Source organism: Kribbella sp. NPDC048837 (assembly GCF_055586945.1).
On sequence record NZ_JBVJHF010000001.1, the window covers coordinates 134154 to 157478 of the forward strand.

The window sequence follows — 23325 nt, forward strand, 5'->3', positions numbered from 1 at the left end:
GTCAGCGCAGGACGTCGATGGCGAGATCGGTCGGCCGGGCACTGTTGATGACGGTCAGGTCCTGCGGGCAGGCGGACACCACGACGACACAGTCGAGCTCGGCCCGGAAGGTGATCGAGTCACCCGGAGCCGTGGCCGCGGGCAACCAGTCCAGGGTGCCGTCGGCCCGGACCGGTACCTGCATGAAGACGTTCACGGGCTGCGGTACGACGCCGACCCGGGCACCGAGCGCGTCGCGCAGGTTCCGCGCGCAGGACGGATGATCCGGTGCGCCGAGGCCGGCGTACCGGGCGTCGTCGCAGGCCGCGATGAGCAGGTCGTGCCGGCCGGGCGAGGTGTCCTCGACCAGGGTGAGGATCGGGCGGCGCAGGTCCGTCGTGAAGGCTTCGCCGATGGCCGGGAAGAGCCGGCTCGTCGCGGTCCTGGTGTGCGAGGCGCTCAGGTGCTCGGCGGTGATCCCCGACGCCGAGGCGACGTACGCGAAGAGGTCGCCGACCTGCCCGCCCGCGATGTCGACGACGCGGACGTGATCACCCCGCCGAACCTGGACGGCCCGTCCGGTCCGGGCGGGCACTGGAGTACGAGCGACTGTCTGCATGGCTCCACCCAAGCAGGCGGGGCCGCCGCGTTCAGTGGACGATCGTCCAGCACGGTCCCGTGCATCTTGTGGCTTGGTCCATCGCTACCCGCCGCGATCGTTGATGAAGTTCGGGTATGGAGCTGACCACGACTGATGTCCACCCGGCCCTGCGACCGGCCGCACTTGGTGCTGTCGAACTGGCGAACCGCTTCGCCGTCGCGCCGATGACCCGGGTCTCCGCGGCGCCCGACGGCGTGCCGACGACCGAGATGGCCGACTACTACGCCGGGTTCGCCGAGGGCGGGTTCGGCCTGGTGATCACCGAGGGGACGTACCCCGACTCGTCGTACAGCCAGGGGTACCTGAACCAGCCGGGGCTCAGTACGCCGGCCCACGTGGAGGGCTGGCGGGAGGTGGTTCGCCGGGTCCATGCGGCCGGCCGACCGATCGTCGCCCAGCTGATGCACGCCGGCGCGATCTCGCAGGGGAATCCGCACCGCTCCGAGTTGGTCGGTCCGTCCGCCGTGCAGCCGCTCGGTCAAATGCTGCCCGAGTACGGCGGCCAGGGTCCGTGGCCGATGCCGAGGGCAGTGACCGCTGATGAGATCGACCAGGTGGTCGCCGACTTCGCCGCGGCGGCCGTCCGAGCTCACGAGGCGGGCTTCGACGGTGTGGAGATCCACGGCGCCAACGGCTATCTCCTCGACCAGTTCCTGACGGTCTACACGAACCAGCGCACGGACCTGTACGGCGGACCGGTCGCGAACCGGATCCGGCTGACGGCCGAGGTCGCCGATGCGATCGTCCGCGCCACGCCGGACGGCTTCATCGTCGGCGTGCGGCTGTCGCAGACCAAGGTGAACGATTTCGAGTACCGCTGGCCCGGTGGTCCCTACGATGCGGGGATCATCTTCGAGCGGCTGGCCGCCCAGGGCATCGACTACCTGCACATCGCCAGCGAGGGCCGGGACTGGCTCGAGACCGCGCGGCTGCAGGGCGGGCAGACGATCACCGGTCTGGCCCGCAAGGTCAGCGGTCTGCCGGTGATCGCGAACGGGGGCATGCACGACCCGAACCAGGCCGGCCGGGTCCTCACCGACGGCCACGCCGACCTGGTCTCGATCGCGCGCGGCGCGCTCGCGAACCCCGACCTGCCGCGGCGGCTCGCGAACGACGATCGGCTCGAGCGGTTCGATCACCGGATGCTCCAGCCGGCGGCGACGCTGGCCAACGCGAAGCAGTGGCAGACTGGCCGGTCATGACGAGCCCGACGTGGCACGGCGGGGCGGAGGCCGTCGTCACGCTGACCTTCGACGTCGATGCGGAGACGCCGATCCTGGCCGCCGGCCGGCGCTACGCGGACCACTTGATGACGATGTCGCACCAGGCGTACGGCCCGGACGTCGGCGTACCCCGGATCCTGGAGCTGCTGGCGGATCTCGGCGTACCCGCGACGTTCTTCGTGCCGGGATGGGTGGCCGAACAGCGGCCGGGCCTGGCGGCGACGATCGTCGAGCACGGCCACGAGGTCGCCCATCACTCGTACAGCCACCGCGCTCCGACCACCCTCAGCGCGGCGGAGGAGCGGGCCGACTTCGAACGTGCGCTGGACGTGTTCGTTGCGCAAGGCATCGAGATCCGCGGGCACCGGGCCGCGCTGTGGGAAGCCACCCGGGTCACGCTCGAGCTGATCGCCGAGCACGGCCTGGCCTACGACTCGTCCTTGATGGGCGACGACCGGCCGTACCGCCTCGAGGTCGCGGACCGGTCGATCGTGGAGCTGCCGGTGCACTGGTCACTCGACGACTGGGAGCAGTACGCGTACCTGCCGTCGCCGCAGATCGGGTCCGTCATCGAGTCGCCGCGGAAGGTGCTGGAGATGTGGACGGCGGAGCTGGACGCGATGCGGCACTATCGCTGCCTGTTCAACCTGTGCCTGCACCCGTTCCTGTCGGGGCGCCCGAGCCGGCTGCTCGCGCTGCGGTCGTTGATCGAGTACGCCCAGGCGTCCGGTGGCATCGGGTTCGCGCGGTGCCGCGACCTGGCCGAGGCCGCTCACTCGGACCCCTCGCTGCTCCCGCGCACGCCGCCGGCCGTCTCGGCGGATCCGGCCGTCTACCCCGACTGATCCGGCGGGTCGGGACCCACCACGCGATTGCGCACCCCATCGATGGGCACCTTCAGGCACACTGAGGCCAGGAGCCAGCAGGGGAGGCGCAATGGGTGAGGAAGTCGACCGGGTCGAGTTCACCCGGGCGGACCGGACCGCGTTCCGCAATCAGGTCCATCGCAATCTGGACGCCTTCGCGCGGATGCTGCGCGAGGCCCGGTTCGCCCCCGACCGGCCGATGACGGGGATCGAGATCGAGCTGAACCTCGTCGACGAGCAGTGCGATCCGGCGTTCAAGAACACCGAGGTGCTGAGCGCGATCGAGGACGACGCGTTCCAGACCGAGCTAGGGCAGTTCAACATCGAGATCAACGTGCCGCCCGGGCAGATCGACGGCATCGGGCTGGACACGATGGAGTCGAACATCCGCGACAGCCTGAACGCCGCCGAGGAGAAGGCGTCGCGGACCGGCTCGTCGATGGTGGTGGTCGGCATCCTGCCGACGCTGCTCATCGACCACATCCACCGCGAGGCGCTCAGCACGAACCCGCGCTACGCCTTGCTCAACGACCAGATCTTCGCGGCCCGCGGCGAGGACGTGCAGATCGCGATCGACGGCATCGAGCGGCTGCAGGTCACCGCGGACAGCATCGTGCCCGAGGCCGCGTGCACGTCGACACAGTTCCATCTCCAGGTCACCCCGGAGGCGTTCCCGCGGTACTGGAACGCCGCGCAGGCGATCTCCGGCGTCCAGCTCGCCGTCGGCGCGAACTCGCCGTTCCTGTTCGGCAAGGAACTGCTGCGGGAGACGCGGATCGCGTTGTTCGAGCAGGCCGCCGACACCCGGACCCACGAGCTGAAGACGCAGGGGGTGCGGCCGCGGGTCTGGTTCGGTGAACGCTGGATCACCTCGATCTTCGACCTCTTCGAGGAGAACTCGCGCTACTACCCGGCCCTGCTGCCGGTCACCTCCGACGAGGATCCGATCGCCGTGCTGGACCGCGGCGACACCCCGGCCCTTTCGGAATTGCGGCTGCACAACGGGACGATCTATCGCTGGAACCGGCCCGTGTACGACGTTGTCCGGGAGAAGCCGCATCTGCGGGTGGAGAACCGCGTGCTGCCGGCCGGGCCGACAGTCGTCGACACGATCGCCAACGGCGCCTTCTACTTCGGTCTGGTCCGGGCGCTGGCCGACGACGAACGGCCGATCTGGTCGCAGATGTCGTTCAGTGCCGCGGAAGAGAACTTCCACGAAGCGGCCAAGAACGGGATCGACGCGGAGGTGTTCTGGCCGGGTGTCGGTACGGCGCGCGCGACCGAACTCGTGCTAAGACGCCTTCTGCCGTTGGCTTCCCGGGGTCTGGACGCGTGGGGCGTCGACGCCGCGGTGCGTGACCGGCTGCTCGGGATCATCGAGCAGCGGTGCCTGACGAACCGCAACGGAGCGTCGTGGCAGGCGGATGAGTTTCATCGACTGTATACAAAGGGATCGCACGGACGGCGGGACGCGTTGCGCGGAATGCTGCGCCGGTATCGCGATCACATGCACGAGAACACGCCCGTCCATGAGTGGCCGGTCGACTGAACCGGTTAGTTCTTTTCAGACAACGAAAGACAGGAAGAGCCCGCCTCGCCTCGCTCGGCAGGGGGAATCACGGTGGAACCGAGGTCCCTCCGGTGGAACCTCTGCGACCTTGCCCAGGGCAACTGGGTGGACGAGTTCGATAACGACCCGGACTACAGGGGTGGCGCGTTGGGTGACAGCCCTGCAAAGGTGTGGCCACCGGAAGGTTAGAGAGTGCCGTCGCGGGTAGTACTCGGGCACCGGCGTGGCTGCCACAACGGCGGCCGCGGCGGTGGTGGAGTACTACCCGCGCGACGATCAGCCGACCGTCACCGCCGCGACACAACAGGTGTAAACGCAGCGGATGCCGACCGCGGTCGGGAGCAGTATCGTTCGGAACGGGTCGACACGACACCCGGAGGTGAGGCAGGGCGATGACGACCATCGTCGTGGGTTACGTGCCGAAGGCGGAGGGCCGCGCGGCCCTCCGGCGGGCGGCGGAAGAAGCAACGCTTCGGGACGCCAAGCTGGTGGTGGTGAACTCGCATCGGGGCGGACGCAGCTTCGACAGTGACGAGGCCGCGGCGAGTGACGCCGCACTGACGGAAGTACGGGAGCAGCTCGACTCGACCGGTGTGCCCTACGAGGTGCGGCAGCTGGTGCGTGGACTCGATCCGGCGGAGGACCTGGTGGCCGTCGCCGAGCAGGTGCACGCCGAGTTCATCGTGATCGGCCTGCGGCGCAGGTCCCCGGTCGGAAAGCTCATCCTCGGCAGCAACGCGCAGCGGGTGCTGCTCGATGCCCCGTGTCCCGTGCTGGCTGTGAAAGCCGAAGAAGGGGAGGACTGAGGTGACTTCGACACGCAGCAAGAAGCTGTGCCTCGCACAGCAGCCCGACGCCGACGAGATGCTGAGCAGAGATCCGTTCGCCCTGCTGGTGGGGATGTTGCTGGACCAGCAGATTCCGATGGAGCGGGCGTTCGCGGGCCCGGTCTCGATCGCGAAACGGATGGACGGTCCGTTCGACCCGGCCACGGTCGCGCACTACGACCCGGACGCGTTCGTGGAGGTGGTGGCCGGTCCGCCGGCCGTGCACCGGTTCCCGACCGCGATGGCCGCGCGCATCCAGACCCTGGCCAAGCACCTCGACGAGGAGTACGGCGGTAACGCCTCGGGGCTCTGGTCCGATGTCAAGTCAGGGGACGACCTGCTGGCCAGGCTGTCGGCCCTGCCGGGCTTCGGCGCGCAGAAGGCGAAGATCTTCGTGGCGTTGCTCGGGAAGCAGCTCAAGGTCCGCCCGCGCGGGTGGCGCGAGGCGTCCGAGCCGTACGGCGAGGACGGCGCGTACAAGTCCGTCGCGGACGTGATCGACGTGGCGTCGCTGGTGCGGGTGAGGCAGTTCAAACAAGAACAACAGCTGGTCCGTCAGCGGGTCGTGGCCCGGCCGCTGCGGCAGACCCGGAACGGGTGAGGACGACCGACGGCGCGGGAACCCGCTGACGTGCTCAGGCCTCTACCGGTGCGGGGACGCTCGTCCGGTGGAGGCCTGAGCATGTCGTTCGGGGGGTCGCGCGACGCTTGGGCTTGGTTCGCGGATTACAATGTAGTGTTGCCGCCGCCTGACCAGCGAGCAGCGCACACACAGTCATACCCAGAACATGGCACCACCCGCACCAACACAACGTCGTACCGCCGTACAAACCCTGCGTCAGACGAGAGGTAATTCGTGTCGTCCAGCTCGTCCGAGAATCTTCCCGCCGAGTCAGCCCGGGCCGTGGCCGCCACCGCTCGCAGCACGGCTCCGAGGACCAGCGCCCGAGTGACCGAGCCCGCTGCCAAGAAGGCGGCCGTGAAGAAGGCCGCGGCCAAGTCTGCCGCCAGCACCAAGGAGGACGGTATCCCCGCCGCGAAGAAGGCCGCCGCCAAGAAGGCGCCGGCGAAGAAGGCCGCTGTTTCCGAGGCTGGTCTCGCGATCGACCCGAAGACCGGCAAGCCCCGCGCGCTGGACGAAGTGGACGAGGCGGACTTCAGCCCCGACGCGGTGAAGCCGCTGGAGAAGGAGCTCACCGAGGACGAGGGCTTCGTCGTCTCCGAGGCCGACGAGACCGACGAGCCCGAGCAGCAGGTGATGGTGGCCGGCGCCACCGCGGACCCGGTCAAGGACTACCTGAAGCAGATCGGCAAGGTCCCGCTGCTGAACGCCGAGCAGGAGGTCGAGCTCGCCAAGCGGATCGAGGCCGGCCTGTTCGCGGAGGAGCAGATCGGCGACGAGGCGAACAAGCTGAAGGACAAGGTCCGCGACGAGTACGACTGGATCTCCGAGGACGGCCGCCGCGCCAAGAACCACCTGCTCGAGGCCAACCTGCGCCTGGTGGTGTCGTTGGCCAAGCGCTACACCGGTCGCGGCATGCTGTTCCTGGACCTGATCCAGGAGGGCAACCTCGGTCTGATCCGCGCGGTGGAGAAGTTCGACTACACCAAGGGCTACAAGTTCTCGACGTACGCCACCTGGTGGATCCGGCAGGCGATCACCCGCGCGATGGCCGACCAGGCCCGGACCATCCGGATCCCGGTGCACATGGTCGAGGTCATCAACAAGCTGGCCCGCGTGCAGCGGCAGATGCTGCAGGACCTCGGTCGCGAACCCACTCCGGAAGAGCTCGCCAAGGAGCTCGACATGACCCCGGAGAAGGTCATCGAGGTGCAGAAGTACGGTCGCGAGCCGATCTCACTGCACACTCCGCTCGGTGAGGACGGCGACTCCGAGTTCGGCGACCTGATCGAGGACTCCGAGGCGATCGTGCCGGCCGAGGCGGTCTCCTTCACGCTGCTCCAGGAGCAGCTGCACGCCGTGCTCGACACGCTGTCCGAGCGCGAGGCCGGTGTGGTCTCGATGCGCTTCGGCCTGACCGACGGCCAGCCGAAGACGCTGGACGAGATCGGCAAGGTGTACGGCGTGACCCGCGAGCGGATCCGGCAGATCGAGTCCAAGACGATGTCGAAGCTGCGTCACCCGTCCCGCTCGCAGGTCCTGCGGGACTACCTGGACTGACGACGATGGGTCAGGCGATCGCCGGCGTCCTCGCGCTGGTGATGCCTGCCCTCGACACAGCCTCAGTGGCCGCCGCCGTGTTCACGGCGGCGGCCCTGCTGTTCCTGCTGGTCCTGGTCGCGCGCTCGTCGGCGCCCGCGGCCGCTCCGCTGCTCGCGCGGGCGACATCCGTTCGTGACCGCGCCGAGCAGACCGTGTTCCTGCGGCTGTGCGATCCCGACGCCGCCGGCAGGCCACGTCCACGAGCACCGGGACGGTAGCGCTCCACCTCGCTACCTGTTCCTTCTCACTCGTGGAGTTTCGCTGTGCCTTCCTTCCTGGAGGCACCGGTCGCCGGTGCCTATCACTTGCTCACGTCCCTCGTCGCCGCCATCCAGCCGCTCGCCGGCAGTTATGCCGCCGTGATCGCGATCGTCCTGTGCACGCTCGCCGTACGGCTGTGTCTCGTTCCGCTCAGCCTGCGGGCCCATCGCGGGTTGCGTGACCGCGCCGAACTGATGCCCGAGCTGAAGAAGCTCAGTGATCGTCACCGTGGCGATCCGGAGCGCCTCCAGCGTGAGGTGGCGAAGCTGCAGGCGAACTCGGGCACGACGCTGTTCGCCGGATTCCTGCCGATGCTCGCGCAGCTGCCGTTCTTCTGGCTGATGTATACGCTGTTCTCCCGCGCGGTTGTGGCGGGGGAGTCGAACCAGCTGATCAGCGGCAGCCTCCTCGGCGCACCGCTCGGCCTGCACTGGCCGATCCTCACGGGCACACCGGCATTCCTCGTACTCGCCGTACTGCTGGCAGTCGTTGCCTGGTTCTCCGCGCGTCTCGCAGTTCGCCAACTCGACGAGACAGCGACCCCGCTGTCCCGGCGCCTCGCCCGCGTCCTGCCCTTCGGCACGCTCCTCAGCGCGTCGTTCCTCCCACTCGCGGCCGGGCTCTACCTCCTCATCACCACCGCCTGGACCGTGGCCGAACGCACGATCCTCCAGCGTTAGTTGCCTAAAGCCACGACCTAGCGCTCGGCGCCCTTCGCACCCGAGCCTGGCCGGCCGGAGGCGGGCCGGCGGGCAGCCTCGGCCTCGTACGCCGCAACCTTGGCGGCGTACTTGGCCGCGGCCTGCACCGCCAGAACCGCCGCACCCGACGCCGGCCCGGCGGCTGCGGCTGCACCGCCGGCGGCGGCACCCGCACCACCGCCTCCGGCTCCGGCTCCGGCTTGAGTGGCCGCAGTCGGCGGCCGACCGGTGCTGGCCGCCTTCAGGGCGCGGCGGGTGTCGGCCTCGGCCGCGGACTCTGCTGTCTGCGCGGGGGAGTTGACGGCCTGCGGGCCGGCGGCTTCGGGCGCTTGGGCTTCGAGGGTGCGGACGTGGCGGTAGCGGGCCTCGAGCGAGACTTCGGCGAGCAGGGCCTGGCGGAGATGTTCGCCGCCGAGGTCGGTGGCGGGGATCTGCCGCCAGATCGCCTGCGCCTCCCGCTCGATCGCGCCCTGGAACTCAGCTCCGACAGTGTTGCCCCGGCGCCCGTCCCGGGTGACGAACTCACCGGTCTCGGCGTCCAGGCCGAACTGACGGCTCTCCCGCTCGAGGATGCCGAGGTGCAGCGCCTCGGGCGACTCCAGTGCACCGAACTCCGCCGCCGCGGACCCCTCCCGGCGTTCGTACAGGTCGTCGACCAGCCGGTCGTAGTCCCGCACCGCCGTCCTGAAGTCCGTCCCGGGGTAGGCGATCATCAGCCGCGCGACGTCGTGCGGCCGCCGCCCGTCGAACTCCCGCGGGTACGGCGGACCCATCGGGTCGCTGTAGTTGAAGTACTCCACGCCCCGACCCTAGGCCCCGCACCGGGTCGATCTGCCGAAGTCCATTGCCTCCGGCCGAATCATTCTGTTACGGTCTTTAATAAAGCCGGTTGCAAAAACAGGTGAGGGTCGATGGACGCTGTGCGCGGGGCCGCTCAGGCGGAGCGGTCGGCCAATCAGGTCGCGTGCCTGCGCTTCCTGGCCGGTACGGACGAAGCCCGGACGGTCGGCGCCATCAGCGCGGAGACCGGACTGTCGCGTCCCACCGTGCACGCCGTACTGGACGATCTCCTCGACGCCGGACTGGTGCTGTCCACGAGCCCGGCGACCGTGGGCCCGGGGCGGCCGGCGCGGGCGTTCCGGTTCGCCAGGGAGGCCGGCCTGGTCGCGGGCGTGGACCTCGGCCCGCGCGGGACGCGAGCGATCATCTGCGATCTCTCCGGCCGCCGGCTGGCGTACCGCGAGCAGCCGCTGGACGGCGTCGCCGACGTCTCGATGATCCCGGACGCGATCCGCGCCGCGGCGGACGAGAGCGCGGTCGACCTCGACCATCTTCGCGCGGTCGGCGTGGCCTTGCCCGGTGTGGTCGAGGCGAACGGCGACCTGCGCGCCTGTCTGTCACTTCCCGAGCTGGTCGGTGTGCCGATCGCGGACACCGTGGCGAATGATCTGGGACTTCCCGTCACCGTCGACAACGACATCAAGCTGGCCGCGCTCGCCGAGCAGCGCGGCGGCGCCGGGCGCGGGTACTCCGATGTCGTCTACCTCCAGATCGGTCATCGACTGTCCGTGTCGATCGTCCTGAACGGCGTGATTCGCCAAGGACGCCACCGCCTGGCCGGCGAGCTCGGTGCCCAGCGCGGCATGCGCTGGACCCGCAACGCGGAACGCGGGCACCTGATCTGGTCGTCGCAGCCGACCGGTGCGGCGGTGCTGCGCGCGGCAGCGGCCGGTGACGCCGGCGCGCAGGCGGAGATCGACGACTTCTGCCGGCAGATCGCCGGCCGCGTCGCGACCGTGTTGCTGGTCGTCGATCCCGAGATCGTGGTCGTGCGGGCCGGTCCCGCGCACGAGAGTGACGTGTTGCTGCGTCCGCTCGAGGCCGCGGTCGAGAAGGAGTTGCTTTTCCCCGAGCGTCCACCGTTCGTCGCCTCGGCCCTGGGCCATGAGGCAGTGGTGCTCGGGGCGGTCGGCAGTGCGTTCGACCAGTTCAGTCCCAGCATCTACGGCGTTCACGACTACCCGAGTCCGTGGCGCCGGATCACTCACGACCTGGAGAGGACCAGCAAGTGAAGCTAGGAGTCAGCTCGTACTGCTTCCGCGGACTCATGAATCGCGGCGAGATGGACCTGATCGGAGTCCTGGATTGGGTCGCCGCATCACCCGCCGGCCATCTGGAGATCGCCGCGATGGACGGGGAGTACTACCTGGAGAACGCCGGCGTCGTCGCGGACACGGCCGCGCACGCCGCGGACGTCGGCGTACCGATCGTGAACTACCTGGTCAGCGGCGACCTGCGGACGGCGGAGGACAAGGAGATCGACCGCCTCCGCCGGCAGTTGGATGTCGCGCACCGGTTCGGCGCCCGGATCTTCCGTCACGACGTCGCGCCGTGGTCGTGGCGTGAGCAGGACCCGGGGGAGTTCGAGACCACGTTCGAGAAGGTCGTCGAAGGCTGCCGGGCGGTCGCGGACCATGCCGCGGAGCTGGGCATCGTGTCGACGATCGAGAACCACGGCTTCTTCATGAACGGGAGCGACCGGCTGGCCCGGCTCGTCCACGCCGTGGACCGCCCGAACTTCCGGGTCACGCTCGACCTCGGCAACGGACTCTGCGTCGGCGAGGTGCCCGGCAAGACCGCCGCCGGACTGATCGACCTCGCGGCCTCCGTGGGCGTGAAGGACTTCCACATCCGCCGGCAGGCGGGGGATGGCTGGCTCAAGACGCTGGCCGGGGACTACCTGCTCGGCACGATCTCGGGGCACGGCGACCTGGACCTGGCCGGCCTGCTGGCGCTGGTCGCCACCAAGCCCGACGTACCGGTGAGCCTCGAGTTCGAGGGCCTGGAGTCGACTCCGGACGCCATCGAGCGCTCGCTCAACAACATCCTCAGACTGGCAGGAGCCGCCTGACATGACGACCCGCATTGCTGTAATCGGGGTGGGCGCGATCGCCACCCAGCACCTGATCTCGTACCAGAACAACCCGCAGGCCGAGCTGGTCGCCGTGTGCGACATCGACCGGACGCGGGCCAAGGCGCAGGCCGACAAGTTCGGCGTACCGCGGGCCTTCGACGTCGTGGACGAGGTCCTGGCCGATCCCGGTGTCGACGCCGTGAGCATCTGCGTGCCGAACCTGCTGCACGCCAAGATCGCGGAGGCCGCGCTGCGGGCCGGCAAGGACGTGCTGGTCGAGAAGCCGATGTCCGTGACGGTCGCCGAGGCCGAGGCGCTGGTCCGGGCGACGCAGGAGACCGGCCAGGCTCTGCAGATCGGCTACGTACGACGGTTCGCCCCGAACGCCCTGGTCACCAAGCGTTTCCTGGACGAGGGCGAGTTCGGCGACATCTACGCCGCGCGGGCCACGATCATCCGGGCCGCCGGCAACCCCGGTGGATGGTTCGGCGACGTCGACATCTCCGGTGGCGGCCCGCTGATCGACCTCGGTGTCCACATCATCGACCTGTGCTGGTACCTGATGGGCATGCCGACCCCGGTCTCGGTGTCGGGAGCGACGTTCGCCCCACTCGGTGCCCGGGACAACATCCAGCACCTGACCCGGTACCGGGCCGCGTCCGAGACGCGGGTCAACAACGTCGAGGACTACGCGACCGCGCAGGTCCGGTTCGAGAACGGGGCGGTTCTCGACGTGGACACGTCGTACTCGCTGCACGCGCGGAACTCGACGAGCGTGAAGATCCACGGTGACAAGGGCGGGGCGGAGATCGAGCCCGAGCTGCTGATGATCACCGAGCGGCACGACACCCTGCTGCACATCCAGCCGCAGATCGACTCGCTCGGATTCGACTTCGCCGTCGGGTTCGCCAACCAGATCGACCACTTCCTGCAGATCTGCCGCCGGGAGATCCCGGCCGACGCCACGGCGGAGCAGGGTCTCGAGATGGCCCGGATCCTGACTGCGATCTACGAGTCCGCCCGGACCCGGTCCGAGGTCGCCATCCAGCGCTGACCCGATTCAGTTGCGGGCCAGCCGGGTCTCGAGTCCGTCGAGGATCCGGCTGAGCCCGTAACTGAAGGCGTCCTCGGCGCCGGCTTCGAGGTCGGCGCCGCCGTATGCGGCGTACAGCGCGCGCATGCGCGGGTGGTGATGTCGTTGCTGTCCGCGGATGACGGCTTCGGCGTGGTGGCGCCCGCGCTGGGTGTCTTCGGGATCGGTGCGTGCCTCGCGCAACCGGCCGCGACGGCCGCGCTGATGGGTTTCGTCCTCCTCCGCGACAAGGAGTCCTCGGACACTCCCGAGGCGACTGCGGAAGAGGCTGTCGTCGTCAGCTGATCAGAGCAGCGGTGAGGGAGTCGGCGTTCTCCTTGAGCCAGACCTGGCGACGCTTGATCTGGTCGCCGACTCCCTCGCTCCACATCCGCTGCCAGCCACCGCCGAGGGTCTCCGCCCGGTACTTCATGACGTGCCAGCCCCGCTCGCCCAGCGCGATCGCGAGTCCCATCAGCCGCTTCCGGTCCGCGACGGACAGTCCGTAGGCGTCGGCGATCAGCCGGCCACGCCGATGCCTGTCCAGGCCGCGCATCCTCGGATCGAGGTCGGCGTCCTCCCCGAACGGCATCCACCACAGCATGAGATTGACGAGCTCGCGCGCCCGGCTGGCCGGGCGGGCGAGGTCGAAGTCGATCAGGGCGTACGCGCGACCGTCGCGGAAGATCACGTTCTCCGGAGTGATGTCCTGGTGCCCCACGAGCTCCGGGGTATCGGCAACGTCCGGAAGACCGGGCGGCTCGATCGGCGCCGGCAGATCCGTCGGGATCCCGAAGCTTTCGACGGCGTCGTGGTACGCGCGGACCAGGCGAGCGACCGAGATCAGCCGCTCCTCGCCGGCGATCCAGTCGGGGCGGGGCCGGCCGGCGACCTCGCCCTCGATGTAGGTGAGCGCGTGCCGCCCGGCGGAGTCGACTCCCAGGAACCGCGGCGCACCCTCGAACCCGACCGACTCCAGGTGCCGCAGCACGTCCAGGACGAGCCCGGCCCGCTCACCGGGCGGGCGTCGTACCGTGTCGCCGACGCGGACCAGACCCTCGGTCACGTCCCCGCCGATCAGCGGAATCTCTTCGCCTTCGTCGATCACCATGCCCCATTCCACTGCGCGAACCGTTGTGCGGACCTGATCCTAGGGCTCGCATTCGTCGTACACTCACTGAATTACCAGGATGAGCCGTTCACCTGGATGTCATCGTCGGAGTCGAGTCTTGGGCTCATGAACACCCCTGATCTGGTGCAAGAGCTGGGCTTCCGCGTCCTCGACGAAGAGGACGACGACCCGGTGCTGCTGCGCGCCGACGGTACGCCGGTCGACACCTGGCGCGAGGGCTATCCGTACGGCGAACGCCTGCCGCGGGAGATCTACGACCGGGACAAGCGGCTGCTGCAGATCGAGCTGCTCAAACTGCAGTACTGGGTGAAGCGATCGCAGCAGAAGCTGGTGATCGTCTTCGAAGGACGCGACGCGGCCGGCAAGGGCGGCACGATCAAGCGGTTCATGGAGCACCTCAACCCACGCGGCGCCCGCATCGTCGCGCTCGAGAAGCCGACCAACCGCGAGCAGACCCAATGGTACTTCCAGCGGTACGTCGAGCACCTGCCGGCCGCGGGGGAGATGGTGCTGTTCGACCGGTCCTGGTACAACCGCGCCTGCGTCGAGCAGGTGATGGGGTTCTGCACGCGGGACCAGTACGAGGAGTTCATGCGGCAGGCGCCGGAGTTCGAGCGGATGCTCGTGCGCTCCGGGATCCTGTTGGTGAAGCTGTGGTTCTCGGTGTCGCAAGCCGAGCAGCAGACCCGCTTCACGATCCGCCAGATCGACCCCGTGCGGCAGTGGAAGCTGTCGCCGACCGACCTCGCGTCCTTGGACAAGTGGGCCGACTACACCGAGGCCAAGGAGGCGATGTTCCACTACACCGACACCGCTCACGCGCCGTGGACCGTAGTCAAGAGCAACGACAAGAAACGCGCCCGCCTCGAGGCCATGCGCCACGTCCTCAGCCTCTACGACTACACCGACAAAGACGTCGAGCTGGTCGGCACCCCCGACCCCAAAATCCTCGGCCCCGCAGCCCAAGTCCTAGAACACGGCGAATCAGCCACCCGCACCTTCCCCGCCCTGTAGTCCCTCGCCACGCGGGCAACCCTCCGGAATAAACGTGGGGTCAGGGCTTGGTGCCGCGTGGGTGGAGGACGCAGAAGTCGTTGCCTTCGGGGTCGGCGAGGACCTTCCAGGCGACGTCGCCCTGGCCGAGGTCGACGTCGGTGGCACCCAAGGCCCTCAGTCGGTCCACCTCCGCCGCCAGGTCGTCTCCGGCGTACGGCATGACGTCGAGGTGGATGCGGTTCCACACGGCCGGCTCGCCGGAGGTGCGAATGAACTCGAGATAAGGCCCGACACCCTTCGCCGAACGCATGCTCGCAAAATCATCGGTGACCTCGTGCACGGTCCAGTCGATCGCCGCGTCCCAGAACCGGGCCATCGCCCTCGGATCCGCGCAGTCGACCACCACCGCGGCGATCGGCCCGGTGTCGCGATAGATCTCCCGCGGCTCCAGCACGCAGAACACGTTGCCCTCCGGGTCGGCGAGAACCGTCCACGGTACGTCGCCCTGCCCGACGTCGGCGGGCGTCGCACCCAGCTCCTGCAGCCGCGCGACCAACTCCGCCTGGTGGGCCGCCGAGGTGGTGGCGAGATCGAGGTGCACCCGGTACTTCACCGTTTCGGGATCCGGGACAGCGACGAGATCAATGCAGACAGCGGCGGGATCCGGCCAGTCGAAGCCCACGGGTTCGAGGTTGGTCACGCTGGGACCCTCGCTGTCAAGACCCCAGCCAAGCGCGTCCGCCCAGAACCGCCCGAGCGCCGAGTCATCCCGAGCCTTGATATTGACCTGCACAAGCCGCATCGCCATGCCGGAGATCCTATGCAGACAGTCGTGCCACGACACACACAAATACCGCCGCCGATGGCGGAGGCAAGCTGGAGCCCGCGACAGGGCAGTCGACGGTGGGCCGAGTTCCTGCCCACCGCAGGCAGCAGCCCCGCACACCGGAGGCGGTAGGCCCGCACACCGGAGGCGGTAGGCCGGCAACCCCGGGAGTGAAGCGCCGGAGGGGGTTGGTGATGAGCCGACTGACCGCCGGGCGGTAGCCCCCACAGACGCCGGCTGCGCGGGCGACGCAGGCGCGCTGAGCGCCGCAGTACGCGGGCGGAAGCCCGCAAGCCGAGGGCGACAAGCCCACAGACCGCGGGCGGTAGCCCGCGAACCCGCGGGGCGGCAGCACCGCAGACCGCCGGGCGGCAGCCCGCGAGGATGCTGCGGGTGGGTGGGCAGCGCGCGGAGCGGGCGCGACGAAGGAGCGACTGCGTAGCACGCGTTGGGGAGGACCTAGCTGGGGAGGGGGAGCTGGATGGTGAAGGTGGCGCCGGTGGGGGTGGTGTCGGCGACCGTGACGCGGCCTCGGTGGGCGGCGACGAGGGCGGCGACGATGGAGAGGCCGAGGCCGGAGCCGCCGGTGGAGCGGGTGCGGGCGGAGTCGGCTCGGTAGAAGCGTTCGAAGACGCGGGCTTTCTGTTCGTCGGTCAGGCCGGGGCCGGTGTCGCTGACTTCGAGGATCGCGTCGCGGCCGCGGGTGCCGACCGAGACGGTGATGGGTGCTTCGAGCGGCGTGTGGTGGAGTGCGTTGCTGACCAGGTTGCCGAGCACCTGGCGCAACCGGGCCTCGTCGCCCTCGACGACCGGCGCTTCCGAGTCCGGCAGGATCTTCAGCGAGATGTTGCGGCCGGGTTGCACCGCCTGCGCGTTGTGGAGCGCGTCGGCGGCGATCGGCAGCAGGTCGACCGACTCCATCTTCAGCGGCCGTTGCTGGTCGAGCCGGGCCAGCAGGAGGAGATCGTCGACGAGCAAGCCCATCCGCTTCGCCTCGTCCTCGATCCGCCGCATGGTGTCCGGATCGTTCGCATCACCACGTTGCCGGGCGAGCTCCGCGAAGCCGCGGATCGACGTCAGCGGCGTGCGCAGCTCGTGCGACGCGTCCGCGACGAAGCGCCGCATCCGGTCCTCGGACTGCCGGGCCGCCTCCTCCGAGCGGAGGGCTGTGTCCTCGGACCGGCGGGCCGCAAGCTCCGACGCGGTCCGTTGCGCGAACGCGGTCTCGATCTGCCCGAGCATCTGGTTCAGCGCGAGCGACAACCGCCCGACCTCGGTCCGCGGATCCCGTTGCGGCACACGCCGGCTCAGATCCCCGCCGGCGATCGCGACCGCGGTGTGCTCGACGTCCTCGAGTCCGCGCAGGCTCCGGCGTACGACGTACGTCCCGATGCCGGCCAGCAGCACCAGGAGGATCACCCCGGCGGCCGCCTGGATGCCGACGAGGCGCTGGATCGTGTGGTCCATGTCCTTCAGGCTCTGCGCGACCATCACCGAGCCGTTGCCCTTGTCCGTCGGCACTGCGACCACCCGCCAGGTCGTACCGCCGGAGACGGCGTGGACGTTGAACGACTTCCCGTTCAGCGCCCGGATCTGGTTGAGGTTGAGCGTCGGCAACTTCGGCAGCGGCTCGGCCTCGGCCAGCCGGGCACTTCTCGGCCCGCCGTCACTGGTGCCCTCGGAGTCGCTGAACTGGACGACGAACTCACTCGGCAGTTGCCGGGGACCCGGCTGCTCGTCGGGTTCCTGGGGCTGTGGGCGTCGGTCGAACGGAATGTGCTGGAGCTGCAACGCGGTCTGGTGCAGCTGGTCGTCGACGCGGTCGATCAGGTAGCCGCGCATGATCGTGGTGGCCAGGATTCCGGAGGCGGCAAGCGCGAGCGCCACCAACGTCAGCAGGACGACGACGATGGTGACGCGGAGGGGGTACCGGTCGGCGAAGCGCCGGTGGGTCAGTTGCATCAGTTGGGGCCTCGCGGGGTGCGCAGGACGTAGCCGACCCCGCGGACGGTGTGGAGCAGCTTCTGGTCGCCGGTGTCGACCTTACGGCGCAGGTAGGACATGTACGACTCGACCACTCCGGCGTCGCCGGCGAAATCGTAGTTCCAGACGGCGGACAGGATCTGACCCTTCGACATCACTCGCTCGGCGTTCTCCAGCAGGCAGCGCAGCAGCTTGAACTCGGTGAGCGAAAGCTGGACCGCTTCGCCGCCCTTGAACACCTCGTAGCTGTCCTCGTTCAGTTCCAGATCGGCGTACCGCAGTACGGCGGCCTCGGTGGTGGTCTGCTCCCGGTGACCGGACCGGCGCAGCAGCGCGCGCACCCGGGCGACCAACTCGTCGAGGCTGAAGGGCTTGGTGACGTAGTCGTCGCCACCGGTGTGCAGGCCGAGGACCTTGTCCTCGACCGCGTCGCGAGCGGTGAGGAACAGCACCGGCACATGCCGGTCCTCACCGCGCAGCCTCCGGACCACCTCGAACCCGTCCAGGCCGGGCATCATCACGTCGAGCACGACCAGGTCGGGCTCCACCTCACGGGCCTTGCGCAGCGCCTCGGCGCCATGGGTCGCCGTGGTCACGTCGTACCCGGCGAAACGCAGGCTCGCGGACAGCAGCTCGACGATGTTCGGCTCGTCGTCGACGACCAGCAGGTGCGGACTCATGTCCTCAGTCTGCCGCCGATATCCGTGTGAACCCTGGAAGGTTCCTGGCAATCAGCTGTGAGTCTTCATCGAGGTCCGTGCTTGAACCCCCATTTCTGGCCGGCCGCGTCGCGGGCGGTGCCGTCGTTGATCGACGTCGCGGTCGCGGTGTTGTCCGCCACCACGGCAGTGACCGTCACGGTGCTGCCGGTCTTGATCGACGCGATGCCGTCCCGGGCCGAGTTCACCAAGGTCTCGGCGGCGACCGTGTAGGTGCGGCTGTAGCCGTCCTCGCTCTTCACCGTGATCGAGTCCTTGCTGACCGCGGTCACCTCACCGCGCTGGGTGGCGACGGTCTGGTAGCCGCCGCCGTCCTTCGGTACGACGAACTCGCCGTGCAGCGCTCCGCCCAAGCCGAACTCGCCGCGGTGCCCGAAGCCCTTGCCAGGACCGGGCTGGCCCTGCTGGTTCGGGGCCGACGGCGACGCCGAGGGGGAGGTGGACGGGGACGGCGTCGGGTCGGCGCTGTTCGCCGCCCAGGCCACCCCGCCGGCGGTGGTCGTCACGGCCACCGCTGCCACGGTGCCGAGAAGCCGCCACCGCTTCTCTGAAAGCTTCATCCTGCCTGCCTTCCGTACTGCGTGCCGGGCCGGAAACCTGGCACTGGTTCTTCCCACGCTGCCCCAGATACCTAAGAAAGGGCTCCGATGCGGCTGGGAAGACCCTGGCAAATCAATCCAGGAACAGTACGGCGGCCAGCCACACGGCCGCGGCGAGTGAGGTGCCGATCAGCTCGATCAGGATCGACAGCCCGGTCGCCCGCAGCGCGTGCTTGGTCGACGTCCACGCGTGCGCGTGGGCTCCCAGCCGCTGCCGCTCGGACAGGTACACGCCGACCGGGAAGCCGACGAACATGCCGACCACCGGGATCACGAAGAACCCGACGATCCCGAGCACCACCCCGACGAACATGGACCGCCGCGGCACCCCGGACTCGCGGAGCTTCCGCTCCGGTACGACGTACTTCACCACCTGGCTGGCCCCGATCAGCACGACGGCCGCAGACAGCACGATCCAGCCGGTCGGACTCTGCTCCTCCAGCGCCCAGACCAGGATCGCGGCCAGGCTCAGCAGCGCGCCCGGCAGGATCGGGATGACGATGCCGAGGATGCCGACGAAGATCGCCACTCCGACGAGGATGGTCGCCACGGTGTTCACACCGACACTCTGCCGCAAACCGGGGCCCTTAGGGTGGAGGTATGTCCCAGCTGCACGAACTGGTCACCGCACTCGCTGCTCCCTGGGTGGTTCTCTCGCCGAGGTCCGGTCAGCTCGCCGGCTCCGGCGCGGAGGGGGTGTACGCCCGCGACCGGCGCATCCTGTCCCGGCTGAGCGTCACCGTCGACGGCCGGGAGCCGGTCCCGGTGCACGTCGTCGAAGCCGGCGCGGCGGCCCATCAGTACGTCGCGATGCTCGAAGGTCTCGGCGACACCCGGCACGACCCGACCGTGATGCTGTACCGGACGCGGGAGGTGGACAGCGACGGGCTGACCGAGCGGATCACCCTGGTGAACCGGTCCCGGGTGGCGGTCGAGTGCCGGCTGGATGTTGCCCTGGGCACCGATCTCGCCGGTACGGCGGCCGTCCGCAGCGGTGCCGCCACCAGCCTGCCGCAGTTGCCACCGTTGCCGGACGGACCCAGCCGGGTGCGCTTCGAGAGCGGTGAGACCCGGGTCAGCGTGAACGCCGATCCCGGCATCTCGGCGACGCCCCGGGTCGAGCCGGGGGAGGAGTTCACCCTCACCCTGCGGGTCACCGCCGACTTCCCGAAGTCGACCACCGGCTTCTCGATCGAGCCGCCGGCGGACCGAGCGCCGTACGCCCTCGGCCTGACCTGCGACGACAAGCGGGTCGAGCGGTGGATGAGCCGATCGCTGGAAGACGTGCGGGCACTGCAACTGGCCGTCGCTGACGACCGCTATCTCGGCGCCGGCCCGCCCTGGTACCTCACCCTCTTCGGCCGCGACTCGCTGATCTCCTCGGGCATGCTGATCCCGGTCGACCCGGCACTGGCCGCCGGGACACTCCGGGCGCTCGCCGCCTGGCAAGGCACGAAGGTCGACCAGGAGTCCGCCGAGCAGCCGGGCAAGATCCCGCACGAGCTCCGTGCCGAGGTCGCCGACCACGGCGGCGGACTGGTCCTTCCCGCGGCCTACTACGGCACGCACGACGCGACCCAGCTCTGGATCATCACGCTCCACAAGGCCTGGCGCTGGGGCATGCCCGCCACCGAGGTCAGCGACCTGCTGCCGAACCTCCGTCGCGCGCTGATGTGGATGAAGGAGTACGCCGACCCCGACGACGACGGCTTCCTCGAGTACGTCGACGAGTCCGGTCACGGACTGGCCAACCAGGGCTGGAAGGACTCCGCCGACGCCGTGCAATGGCCGGACGGCACCCTCGCCACCGCACCGATCGCCCTGTGCGAGGTGCAGGGGTACGCCTACTCGGCCGCGATCAAGGGTGCCGAGCTTCTCGAAGCGCATGGCGAGTCCGGCGACGAATGGCGCGAATGGGCGGCCGCGTTGCAGGAGCGGTTCCGCAGCGCGTTCTGGGTCGACGGCTATCCCGCCATCGCGCTCGACGGCGCCAAGAACCCGGTGGTCGGCCGCGCGTCGAACATGGGCCATCTGCTCGGCACCGGCCTGCTCGACGCGGACGAGGAGCAGACGGTCGCCGACGTTCTGGCGGGCGAGGATCTGAACAGCGGTTTCGGGCTGAGAACGTTGTCCACGGCAATGACCCGGTTCAACCCGCTCGGCTATCACACCGGCAGCGTCTGGCCGCACGACACCGCGATGACGATCCAGGGCCTGTACGCAGCCGGTCACGAGGCGGTGGCGTCGTCGTACGTCGACGGTCTGATCCGTGCCGCGGAAGCTTTCGGCTACCGACTTCCGGAGCTGTACGGCGGTCGCGGTACGGGCGAGGAGAGCACGCCGACGCCGTACCCGCTGTCCTGCCGGCCGCAGGCCTGGGCTGCCGCGTCGGCGGTCGCCGTGGTGATCGCGTCGCTCGGCATCGAGCCGGATGTGCCGGGGGAGACGCTGGTGATGAATCCAGCGGAGTCGCCGTGGCGTGCTCTCGAGGTCACGGGGCTGCGGCTCGGAAGCGACGTACTGTCCCTGCGCGTCGACGACGGCGTGCTCACCGTCCTGGAGGCACCTCAGAACGCGCTGATCAGGGCGAACGCCGACAACCCGAGGTAGATCGCGGCGACGACCAGGTTACGGCCGCGGCTGGTCGTACGGACCGTGCGGAAGCGCCGGCCGACCGCGTCCGCGCCGACGGCGTAGCCGAGGTCCAGCACCAGACCGATCAGCATCGCGCCGGCGCCGAGCAGCAGCATCTCGGTGCGGAGCTGGTCCGGTCCGGCGTCGCGGGTGGTGAACTGCGGGAGGAAGGCCAGGAAGAACAGGGCGGCCTTGGGGTTGAGCAGGTTCACCAGTATGCCGTCGCGGAAGACGCGGCCGAGTGGTGCGGCCTGGACTCCGTCGGACTGCTCAGCGGACCGAGTCATGATGAGCCTCAGACCGAGGTAAGCGAGGTACAGCGCGCCCGCGACGGTGATCGCGGTGAACAGCGCGGGGGAGGCCTTCACGAGGGTCGCGAGGCCGAGGGCGGTGACGAGGATGTAGACGACCGTGCCGGTCTCGACGGCCAGCGCCGAGACAACTCCGGCACGCCGTCCCTGGGTGAGGCTGCGCAGCGAGATGTAGAGGTTGTTCGGGCCGGGCATGCCGACCAGCACCACCGTCGCGCCGGCGAACCCCAGCAGTTGCCCGATCCCCATCATTCCGCCTCTCCCTCGAACTGGACTGGTTGTTGGTACTAGTCTGGCGGCGGCAGAAGCAGTCCACCCGAGCCAATCCGAGGAGAAGTGGACCGTTCTGGGGACCCTGCGGCGCTGGCGGACCTGATCGGCCACCGGCTGTCCGGTCGCACCGGCGGCCTGTACCGGCGGCTGGCCGACGAGATCGCCGCTCTGATCGGCTCGGCCGAGCTCCCGGTGGGCGCCCGCCTCCCGGCCGAACGCCGGCTCGCCGAGTCGCTCGCGATCAGCCGTTCCACCGTGGTCGCGGCGTACGACGAACTCCGGGCCCGCGGACTCGTCGAGAGCCGCCGCGGCAGCGGTACGACGGTCGCCCGGTCGGCGGGACGTGGTCGTTCAGGAGCGGACAAACGGATGCCGACCGGGTACGGCGACTCGTTGTTCCACCGGATCGCGGTCGGCCCGGGCGAGGTCATTTCACTCACGTACGCCGTCGACCCTGGACTGCCCGAACTCGCCGAGGAACTGATCGGGCTGGCCTCCGGTGAGCTCCCGGCCCTGCTCGACGATGTCGGGTATCACCCGCGGGGACTGCTCGTGCTGCGGGAGCGGATCGCCGAGCACTTCACGGAGTCCGGTCTGCCGACCTCACCGGACGAGATCGTGGTCACCACGGGCGCGCATCAGGCGATCGCACTGGTGACGCAGATGTACCTGCGGACGGGTGCCGCGGTGGCGATCGAGCAGCCGAGCTGGCCGGGGTGCTTCGACCTGTTCGGTGCGGCCGGCGGACAGGTGGTCGGCGTACCGCTGGACGATGCCGGGATCCGGCCGGACCTGCTGGCGGCCGCGTTCACCGAGCATCAGCCGGCGATGCTGTTCGTGATGCCGACCTTCCACAACCCGACCGGTCGGCTGATGTCGGCCAACCGGCGCCGGCAGGTCGCCGAGCTCGCCGCCCGGCACGGTGTCGTCGTGGTCGAGGACAACGCGTACTCGGCCTGGGACCCGGCCGGTCCGTCGATCCCGCCGCCGCTGGCCGCGTATGCGCCGGACGGTGCCGAGGTCCTGTCGATCGGATCGGTGTCGAAGGCGGTGTGGGGCGGCCTGCGGATCGGGTGGATCCGCGCATCGCGGCCGCTCGCGGAGCGGCTGGCGCGGCACAAGGCGCTGGCCGATCTGGGGAGTCCGGTGATCGATCAGGCGCTCACCGCGCGATTGCTGCCGCGGCTCACCGAGCTGACGGCTGAGCGGGCCCGGGTTGCGACCGTACGGAAGAAGCTGATGGGACAGTTGCTGACGGAACGACTGCCCGAATGGGAATGGTCCGCGCCCGTCGGGGGATCGGCGTTGTGGATCCGGTTGCCGGACACCGACGCCCGCGTCTTCGCCCAGGTCGCGTTGCGGCACGGTGTCGAGGTGGTCGCGGGTCATGCGATGGATCCGACCGGATCCCATGACGACTACTTACGGGTGCCGTTCGCCTACCCGAAGCAAGTGCTTGATGATGCGGTGACCCGGTTGGCGCGGGCGTGGCACGAACTGCGCCGGCACGGCCCGGCGCCCGGCGTACCTGTCGTGTGAACGAAGGGATGGCGG

At 69.4% G+C, this 23325-nt stretch carries 24 protein-coding genes; 15 read left to right on the forward strand and 9 right to left on the reverse strand.

Annotation, left to right across the window (positions count from 1 at the left end; genetic code table 11):
- Position 1: 1 nt before the first annotated feature.
- Entirely contained in the window at positions 2–598 is a 597-nt protein-coding gene (locus tag ACZ6O0_RS00700) for a DUF1989 domain-containing protein (protein ID WP_465762684.1), read from the reverse strand.
- Positions 599–714: 116 nt separating this feature from the next.
- Between ACZ6O0_RS00700 and ACZ6O0_RS00705 the strand changes: the two genes are divergently transcribed.
- The 8 genes from ACZ6O0_RS00705 to ACZ6O0_RS00740 all read left to right on the forward strand — a co-directional run bounded on the left by ACZ6O0_RS00705 (position 715) and on the right by ACZ6O0_RS00740 (position 8291).
- Entirely contained in the window at positions 715–1842 is a 1128-nt protein-coding gene (locus ACZ6O0_RS00705) for an oxidoreductase (protein WP_465762685.1), read from the forward strand.
- Entirely contained in the window at positions 1839–2708 is an 870-nt protein-coding gene (locus ACZ6O0_RS00710) for a polysaccharide deacetylase family protein (protein ID WP_465762686.1), read from the forward strand. The genes ACZ6O0_RS00705 and ACZ6O0_RS00710 overlap by 4 nt, the downstream gene beginning before the upstream one ends.
- A gap of 91 nt (positions 2709–2799) precedes the next feature.
- Positions 2800–4278: a glutamate-cysteine ligase family protein gene (locus ACZ6O0_RS00715; RefSeq protein WP_465762687.1), complete on the forward strand. Its 1479-nt coding sequence runs from the start codon at positions 2800–2802 to the stop codon at positions 4276–4278.
- Positions 4279–4691: 413 nt separating this feature from the next.
- A complete protein-coding gene (locus tag ACZ6O0_RS00720; RefSeq protein WP_131337975.1) occupies positions 4692–5105 on the forward strand; it encodes a universal stress protein in 414 nt (137 codons plus the stop codon).
- Between the two features lies 1 nt (position 5106).
- Entirely contained in the window at positions 5107–5727 is a 621-nt protein-coding gene (locus ACZ6O0_RS00725; RefSeq protein WP_465762688.1) for an HhH-GPD-type base excision DNA repair protein, read from the forward strand.
- Between the two features lie 255 nt (positions 5728–5982).
- Positions 5983–7308 (forward strand): RNA polymerase sigma factor, encoded by a 1326-nt coding sequence (locus ACZ6O0_RS00730; protein ID WP_465762689.1) that lies wholly within the window; start codon positions 5983–5985, stop codon positions 7306–7308.
- Between the two features lie 5 nt (positions 7309–7313).
- A complete protein-coding gene (locus ACZ6O0_RS00735; protein ID WP_465762690.1) occupies positions 7314–7568 on the forward strand; it encodes a DUF6412 domain-containing protein in 255 nt (84 codons plus the stop codon).
- 45 nt (positions 7569–7613) lie between these two features.
- Positions 7614–8291: a YidC/Oxa1 family membrane protein insertase gene (locus ACZ6O0_RS00740; protein ID WP_465762691.1), complete on the forward strand. Its 678-nt coding sequence runs from the start codon at positions 7614–7616 to the stop codon at positions 8289–8291.
- Between the two features lie 17 nt (positions 8292–8308).
- Here ACZ6O0_RS00740 and ACZ6O0_RS00745 read toward each other — a convergent pair whose 3' ends face one another.
- Entirely contained in the window at positions 8309–9112 is an 804-nt protein-coding gene (locus tag ACZ6O0_RS00745) for a hypothetical protein (protein ID WP_465762692.1), read from the reverse strand.
- A gap of 111 nt (positions 9113–9223) precedes the next feature.
- Between ACZ6O0_RS00745 and ACZ6O0_RS00750 the strand changes: the two genes are divergently transcribed.
- The 4 genes from ACZ6O0_RS00750 to ACZ6O0_RS00765 all read left to right on the forward strand — a co-directional run bounded on the left by ACZ6O0_RS00750 (position 9224) and on the right by ACZ6O0_RS00765 (position 12604).
- On the forward strand, positions 9224–10384 hold the full coding sequence (locus ACZ6O0_RS00750) for an ROK family transcriptional regulator (RefSeq protein WP_465762693.1): 1161 nt from the start codon (positions 9224–9226) through the stop codon (positions 10382–10384).
- Positions 10381–11223, forward strand: a complete 843-nt coding sequence (locus tag ACZ6O0_RS00755; protein ID WP_465762694.1) for a sugar phosphate isomerase/epimerase family protein — start codon at positions 10381–10383, stop codon at positions 11221–11223. Before ACZ6O0_RS00750 ends, ACZ6O0_RS00755 begins: the two co-directional genes overlap by 4 nt.
- 1 nt (position 11224) lies before the next feature.
- Positions 11225–12280, forward strand: coding sequence for a Gfo/Idh/MocA family protein (locus ACZ6O0_RS00760; RefSeq protein WP_465762695.1), 1056 nt, complete (start codon positions 11225–11227; stop codon positions 12278–12280).
- Positions 12281–12418: 138 nt separating this feature from the next.
- Positions 12419–12604 carry a hypothetical protein gene (locus ACZ6O0_RS00765; RefSeq protein WP_465762696.1) on the forward strand — a complete coding sequence of 62 codons (186 nt, stop codon included), beginning with the start codon at positions 12419–12421 and terminating at the stop codon, positions 12602–12604.
- Here ACZ6O0_RS00765 and ACZ6O0_RS00770 read toward each other — a convergent pair.
- Complete coding sequence (locus ACZ6O0_RS00770; protein WP_465762697.1) at positions 12597–13409, reverse strand: phosphotransferase; 813 nt, start codon at positions 13407–13409, stop codon at positions 12597–12599. The genes ACZ6O0_RS00765 and ACZ6O0_RS00770 overlap by 8 nt on opposite strands.
- A 126-nt stretch (positions 13410–13535) precedes the next feature.
- On the opposite strand from ACZ6O0_RS00770, the gene ppk2 reads away from it, so the two are divergent.
- Complete coding sequence (gene ppk2, locus ACZ6O0_RS00775) at positions 13536–14444, forward strand: polyphosphate kinase 2 (RefSeq protein WP_465762698.1); 909 nt, start codon at positions 13536–13538, stop codon at positions 14442–14444.
- A gap of 40 nt (positions 14445–14484) precedes the next feature.
- Here ppk2 and ACZ6O0_RS00780 read toward each other — a convergent pair whose 3' ends face one another.
- The 5 genes from ACZ6O0_RS00780 to ACZ6O0_RS00800 all read right to left on the reverse strand — a co-directional run bounded on the left by ACZ6O0_RS00780 (position 14485) and on the right by ACZ6O0_RS00800 (position 19112).
- The gene (locus ACZ6O0_RS00780) at positions 14485–15234 is read right to left on the reverse strand and encodes a VOC family protein (protein WP_465762699.1); all 750 of its coding nucleotides are present in this window, start codon (positions 15232–15234) and stop codon (positions 14485–14487) included.
- A gap of 477 nt (positions 15235–15711) precedes the next feature.
- On the reverse strand, positions 15712–17214 hold the full coding sequence (locus ACZ6O0_RS00785; RefSeq protein WP_465762700.1) for a sensor histidine kinase: 1503 nt from the start codon (positions 17212–17214) through the stop codon (positions 15712–15714).
- Positions 17214–17915 (reverse strand): response regulator transcription factor, encoded by a 702-nt coding sequence (locus ACZ6O0_RS00790; protein WP_465762701.1) that lies wholly within the window; start codon positions 17913–17915, stop codon positions 17214–17216. Before ACZ6O0_RS00790 ends, ACZ6O0_RS00785 begins: the two co-directional genes overlap by 1 nt.
- Positions 17916–17980: 65 nt before the next feature.
- Positions 17981–18514, reverse strand: coding sequence for a hypothetical protein (locus ACZ6O0_RS00795; protein ID WP_465762702.1), 534 nt, complete (start codon positions 18512–18514; stop codon positions 17981–17983).
- 112 nt (positions 18515–18626) lie between these two features.
- Positions 18627–19112 carry a DUF456 domain-containing protein gene (locus tag ACZ6O0_RS00800; RefSeq protein ID WP_465762703.1) on the reverse strand — a complete coding sequence of 162 codons (486 nt, stop codon included), beginning with the start codon at positions 19110–19112 and terminating at the stop codon, positions 18627–18629.
- Between the two features lie 41 nt (positions 19113–19153).
- On the opposite strand from ACZ6O0_RS00800, the gene ACZ6O0_RS00805 reads away from it, so the two are divergent.
- Positions 19154–21163 carry an amylo-alpha-1,6-glucosidase gene (locus ACZ6O0_RS00805; RefSeq protein ID WP_465762704.1) on the forward strand — a complete coding sequence of 670 codons (2010 nt, stop codon included), beginning with the start codon at positions 19154–19156 and terminating at the stop codon, positions 21161–21163.
- Here ACZ6O0_RS00805 and ACZ6O0_RS00810 read toward each other — a convergent pair.
- Positions 21121–21750, reverse strand: a complete 630-nt coding sequence (locus ACZ6O0_RS00810; RefSeq protein WP_465762705.1) for a LysE family translocator — start codon at positions 21748–21750, stop codon at positions 21121–21123. The two genes, ACZ6O0_RS00805 and ACZ6O0_RS00810, sit on opposite strands and share 43 nt — an antisense overlap.
- Positions 21751–21834: 84 nt before the next feature.
- On the opposite strand from ACZ6O0_RS00810, the gene ACZ6O0_RS00815 reads away from it, so the two are divergent.
- Positions 21835–23310, forward strand: coding sequence for an aminotransferase-like domain-containing protein (locus ACZ6O0_RS00815; protein WP_465762706.1), 1476 nt, complete (start codon positions 21835–21837; stop codon positions 23308–23310).
- The last annotated feature ends 15 nt before the right edge of the window (positions 23311–23325 follow it).

Coding starts and splice junctions, on each gene's coding strand:
- ACZ6O0_RS00710 (WP_465762686.1), top strand. CDS start 1,839: ATGACGAGCCCGACGTGGCACGGCGGGGCGGAGGCCGTCGTCACGCTG.
- ACZ6O0_RS00785 (WP_465762700.1), bottom strand. CDS start 17,214: ATGCAACTGACCCACCGGCGCTTCGCCGACCGGTACCCCCTCCGCGTC.
- ACZ6O0_RS00715 (WP_465762687.1), top strand. CDS start 2,800: ATGGGTGAGGAAGTCGACCGGGTCGAGTTCACCCGGGCGGACCGGACC.
- ACZ6O0_RS00790 (WP_465762701.1), bottom strand. CDS start 17,915: ATGAGTCCGCACCTGCTGGTCGTCGACGACGAGCCGAACATCGTCGAG.
- ACZ6O0_RS00700 (WP_465762684.1), bottom strand. CDS start 598: ATGCAGACAGTCGCTCGTACTCCAGTGCCCGCCCGGACCGGACGGGCC.
- ACZ6O0_RS00735 (WP_465762690.1), top strand. CDS start 7,314: ATGGGTCAGGCGATCGCCGGCGTCCTCGCGCTGGTGATGCCTGCCCTC.
- ACZ6O0_RS00795 (WP_465762702.1), bottom strand. CDS start 18,514: ATGAAGCTTTCAGAGAAGCGGTGGCGGCTTCTCGGCACCGTGGCAGCG.
- ACZ6O0_RS00705 (WP_465762685.1), top strand. CDS start 715: ATGGAGCTGACCACGACTGATGTCCACCCGGCCCTGCGACCGGCCGCA.
- ACZ6O0_RS00810 (WP_465762705.1), bottom strand. CDS start 21,750: ATGATGGGGATCGGGCAACTGCTGGGGTTCGCCGGCGCGACGGTGGTG.
- ACZ6O0_RS00780 (WP_465762699.1), bottom strand. CDS start 15,234: ATGGCGATGCGGCTTGTGCAGGTCAATATCAAGGCTCGGGATGACTCG.
- ACZ6O0_RS00760 (WP_465762695.1), top strand. CDS start 11,225: ATGACGACCCGCATTGCTGTAATCGGGGTGGGCGCGATCGCCACCCAG.
- ppk2 (WP_465762698.1), top strand. CDS start 13,536: ATGAACACCCCTGATCTGGTGCAAGAGCTGGGCTTCCGCGTCCTCGAC.
- ACZ6O0_RS00765 (WP_465762696.1), top strand. CDS start 12,419: ATGTCGTTGCTGTCCGCGGATGACGGCTTCGGCGTGGTGGCGCCCGCG.
- ACZ6O0_RS00750 (WP_465762693.1), top strand. CDS start 9,224: ATGGACGCTGTGCGCGGGGCCGCTCAGGCGGAGCGGTCGGCCAATCAG.
- ACZ6O0_RS00720 (WP_131337975.1), top strand. CDS start 4,692: ATGACGACCATCGTCGTGGGTTACGTGCCGAAGGCGGAGGGCCGCGCG.
- ACZ6O0_RS00770 (WP_465762697.1), bottom strand. CDS start 13,409: ATGGTGATCGACGAAGGCGAAGAGATTCCGCTGATCGGCGGGGACGTG.
- ACZ6O0_RS00805 (WP_465762704.1), top strand. CDS start 19,154: ATGTCCCAGCTGCACGAACTGGTCACCGCACTCGCTGCTCCCTGGGTG.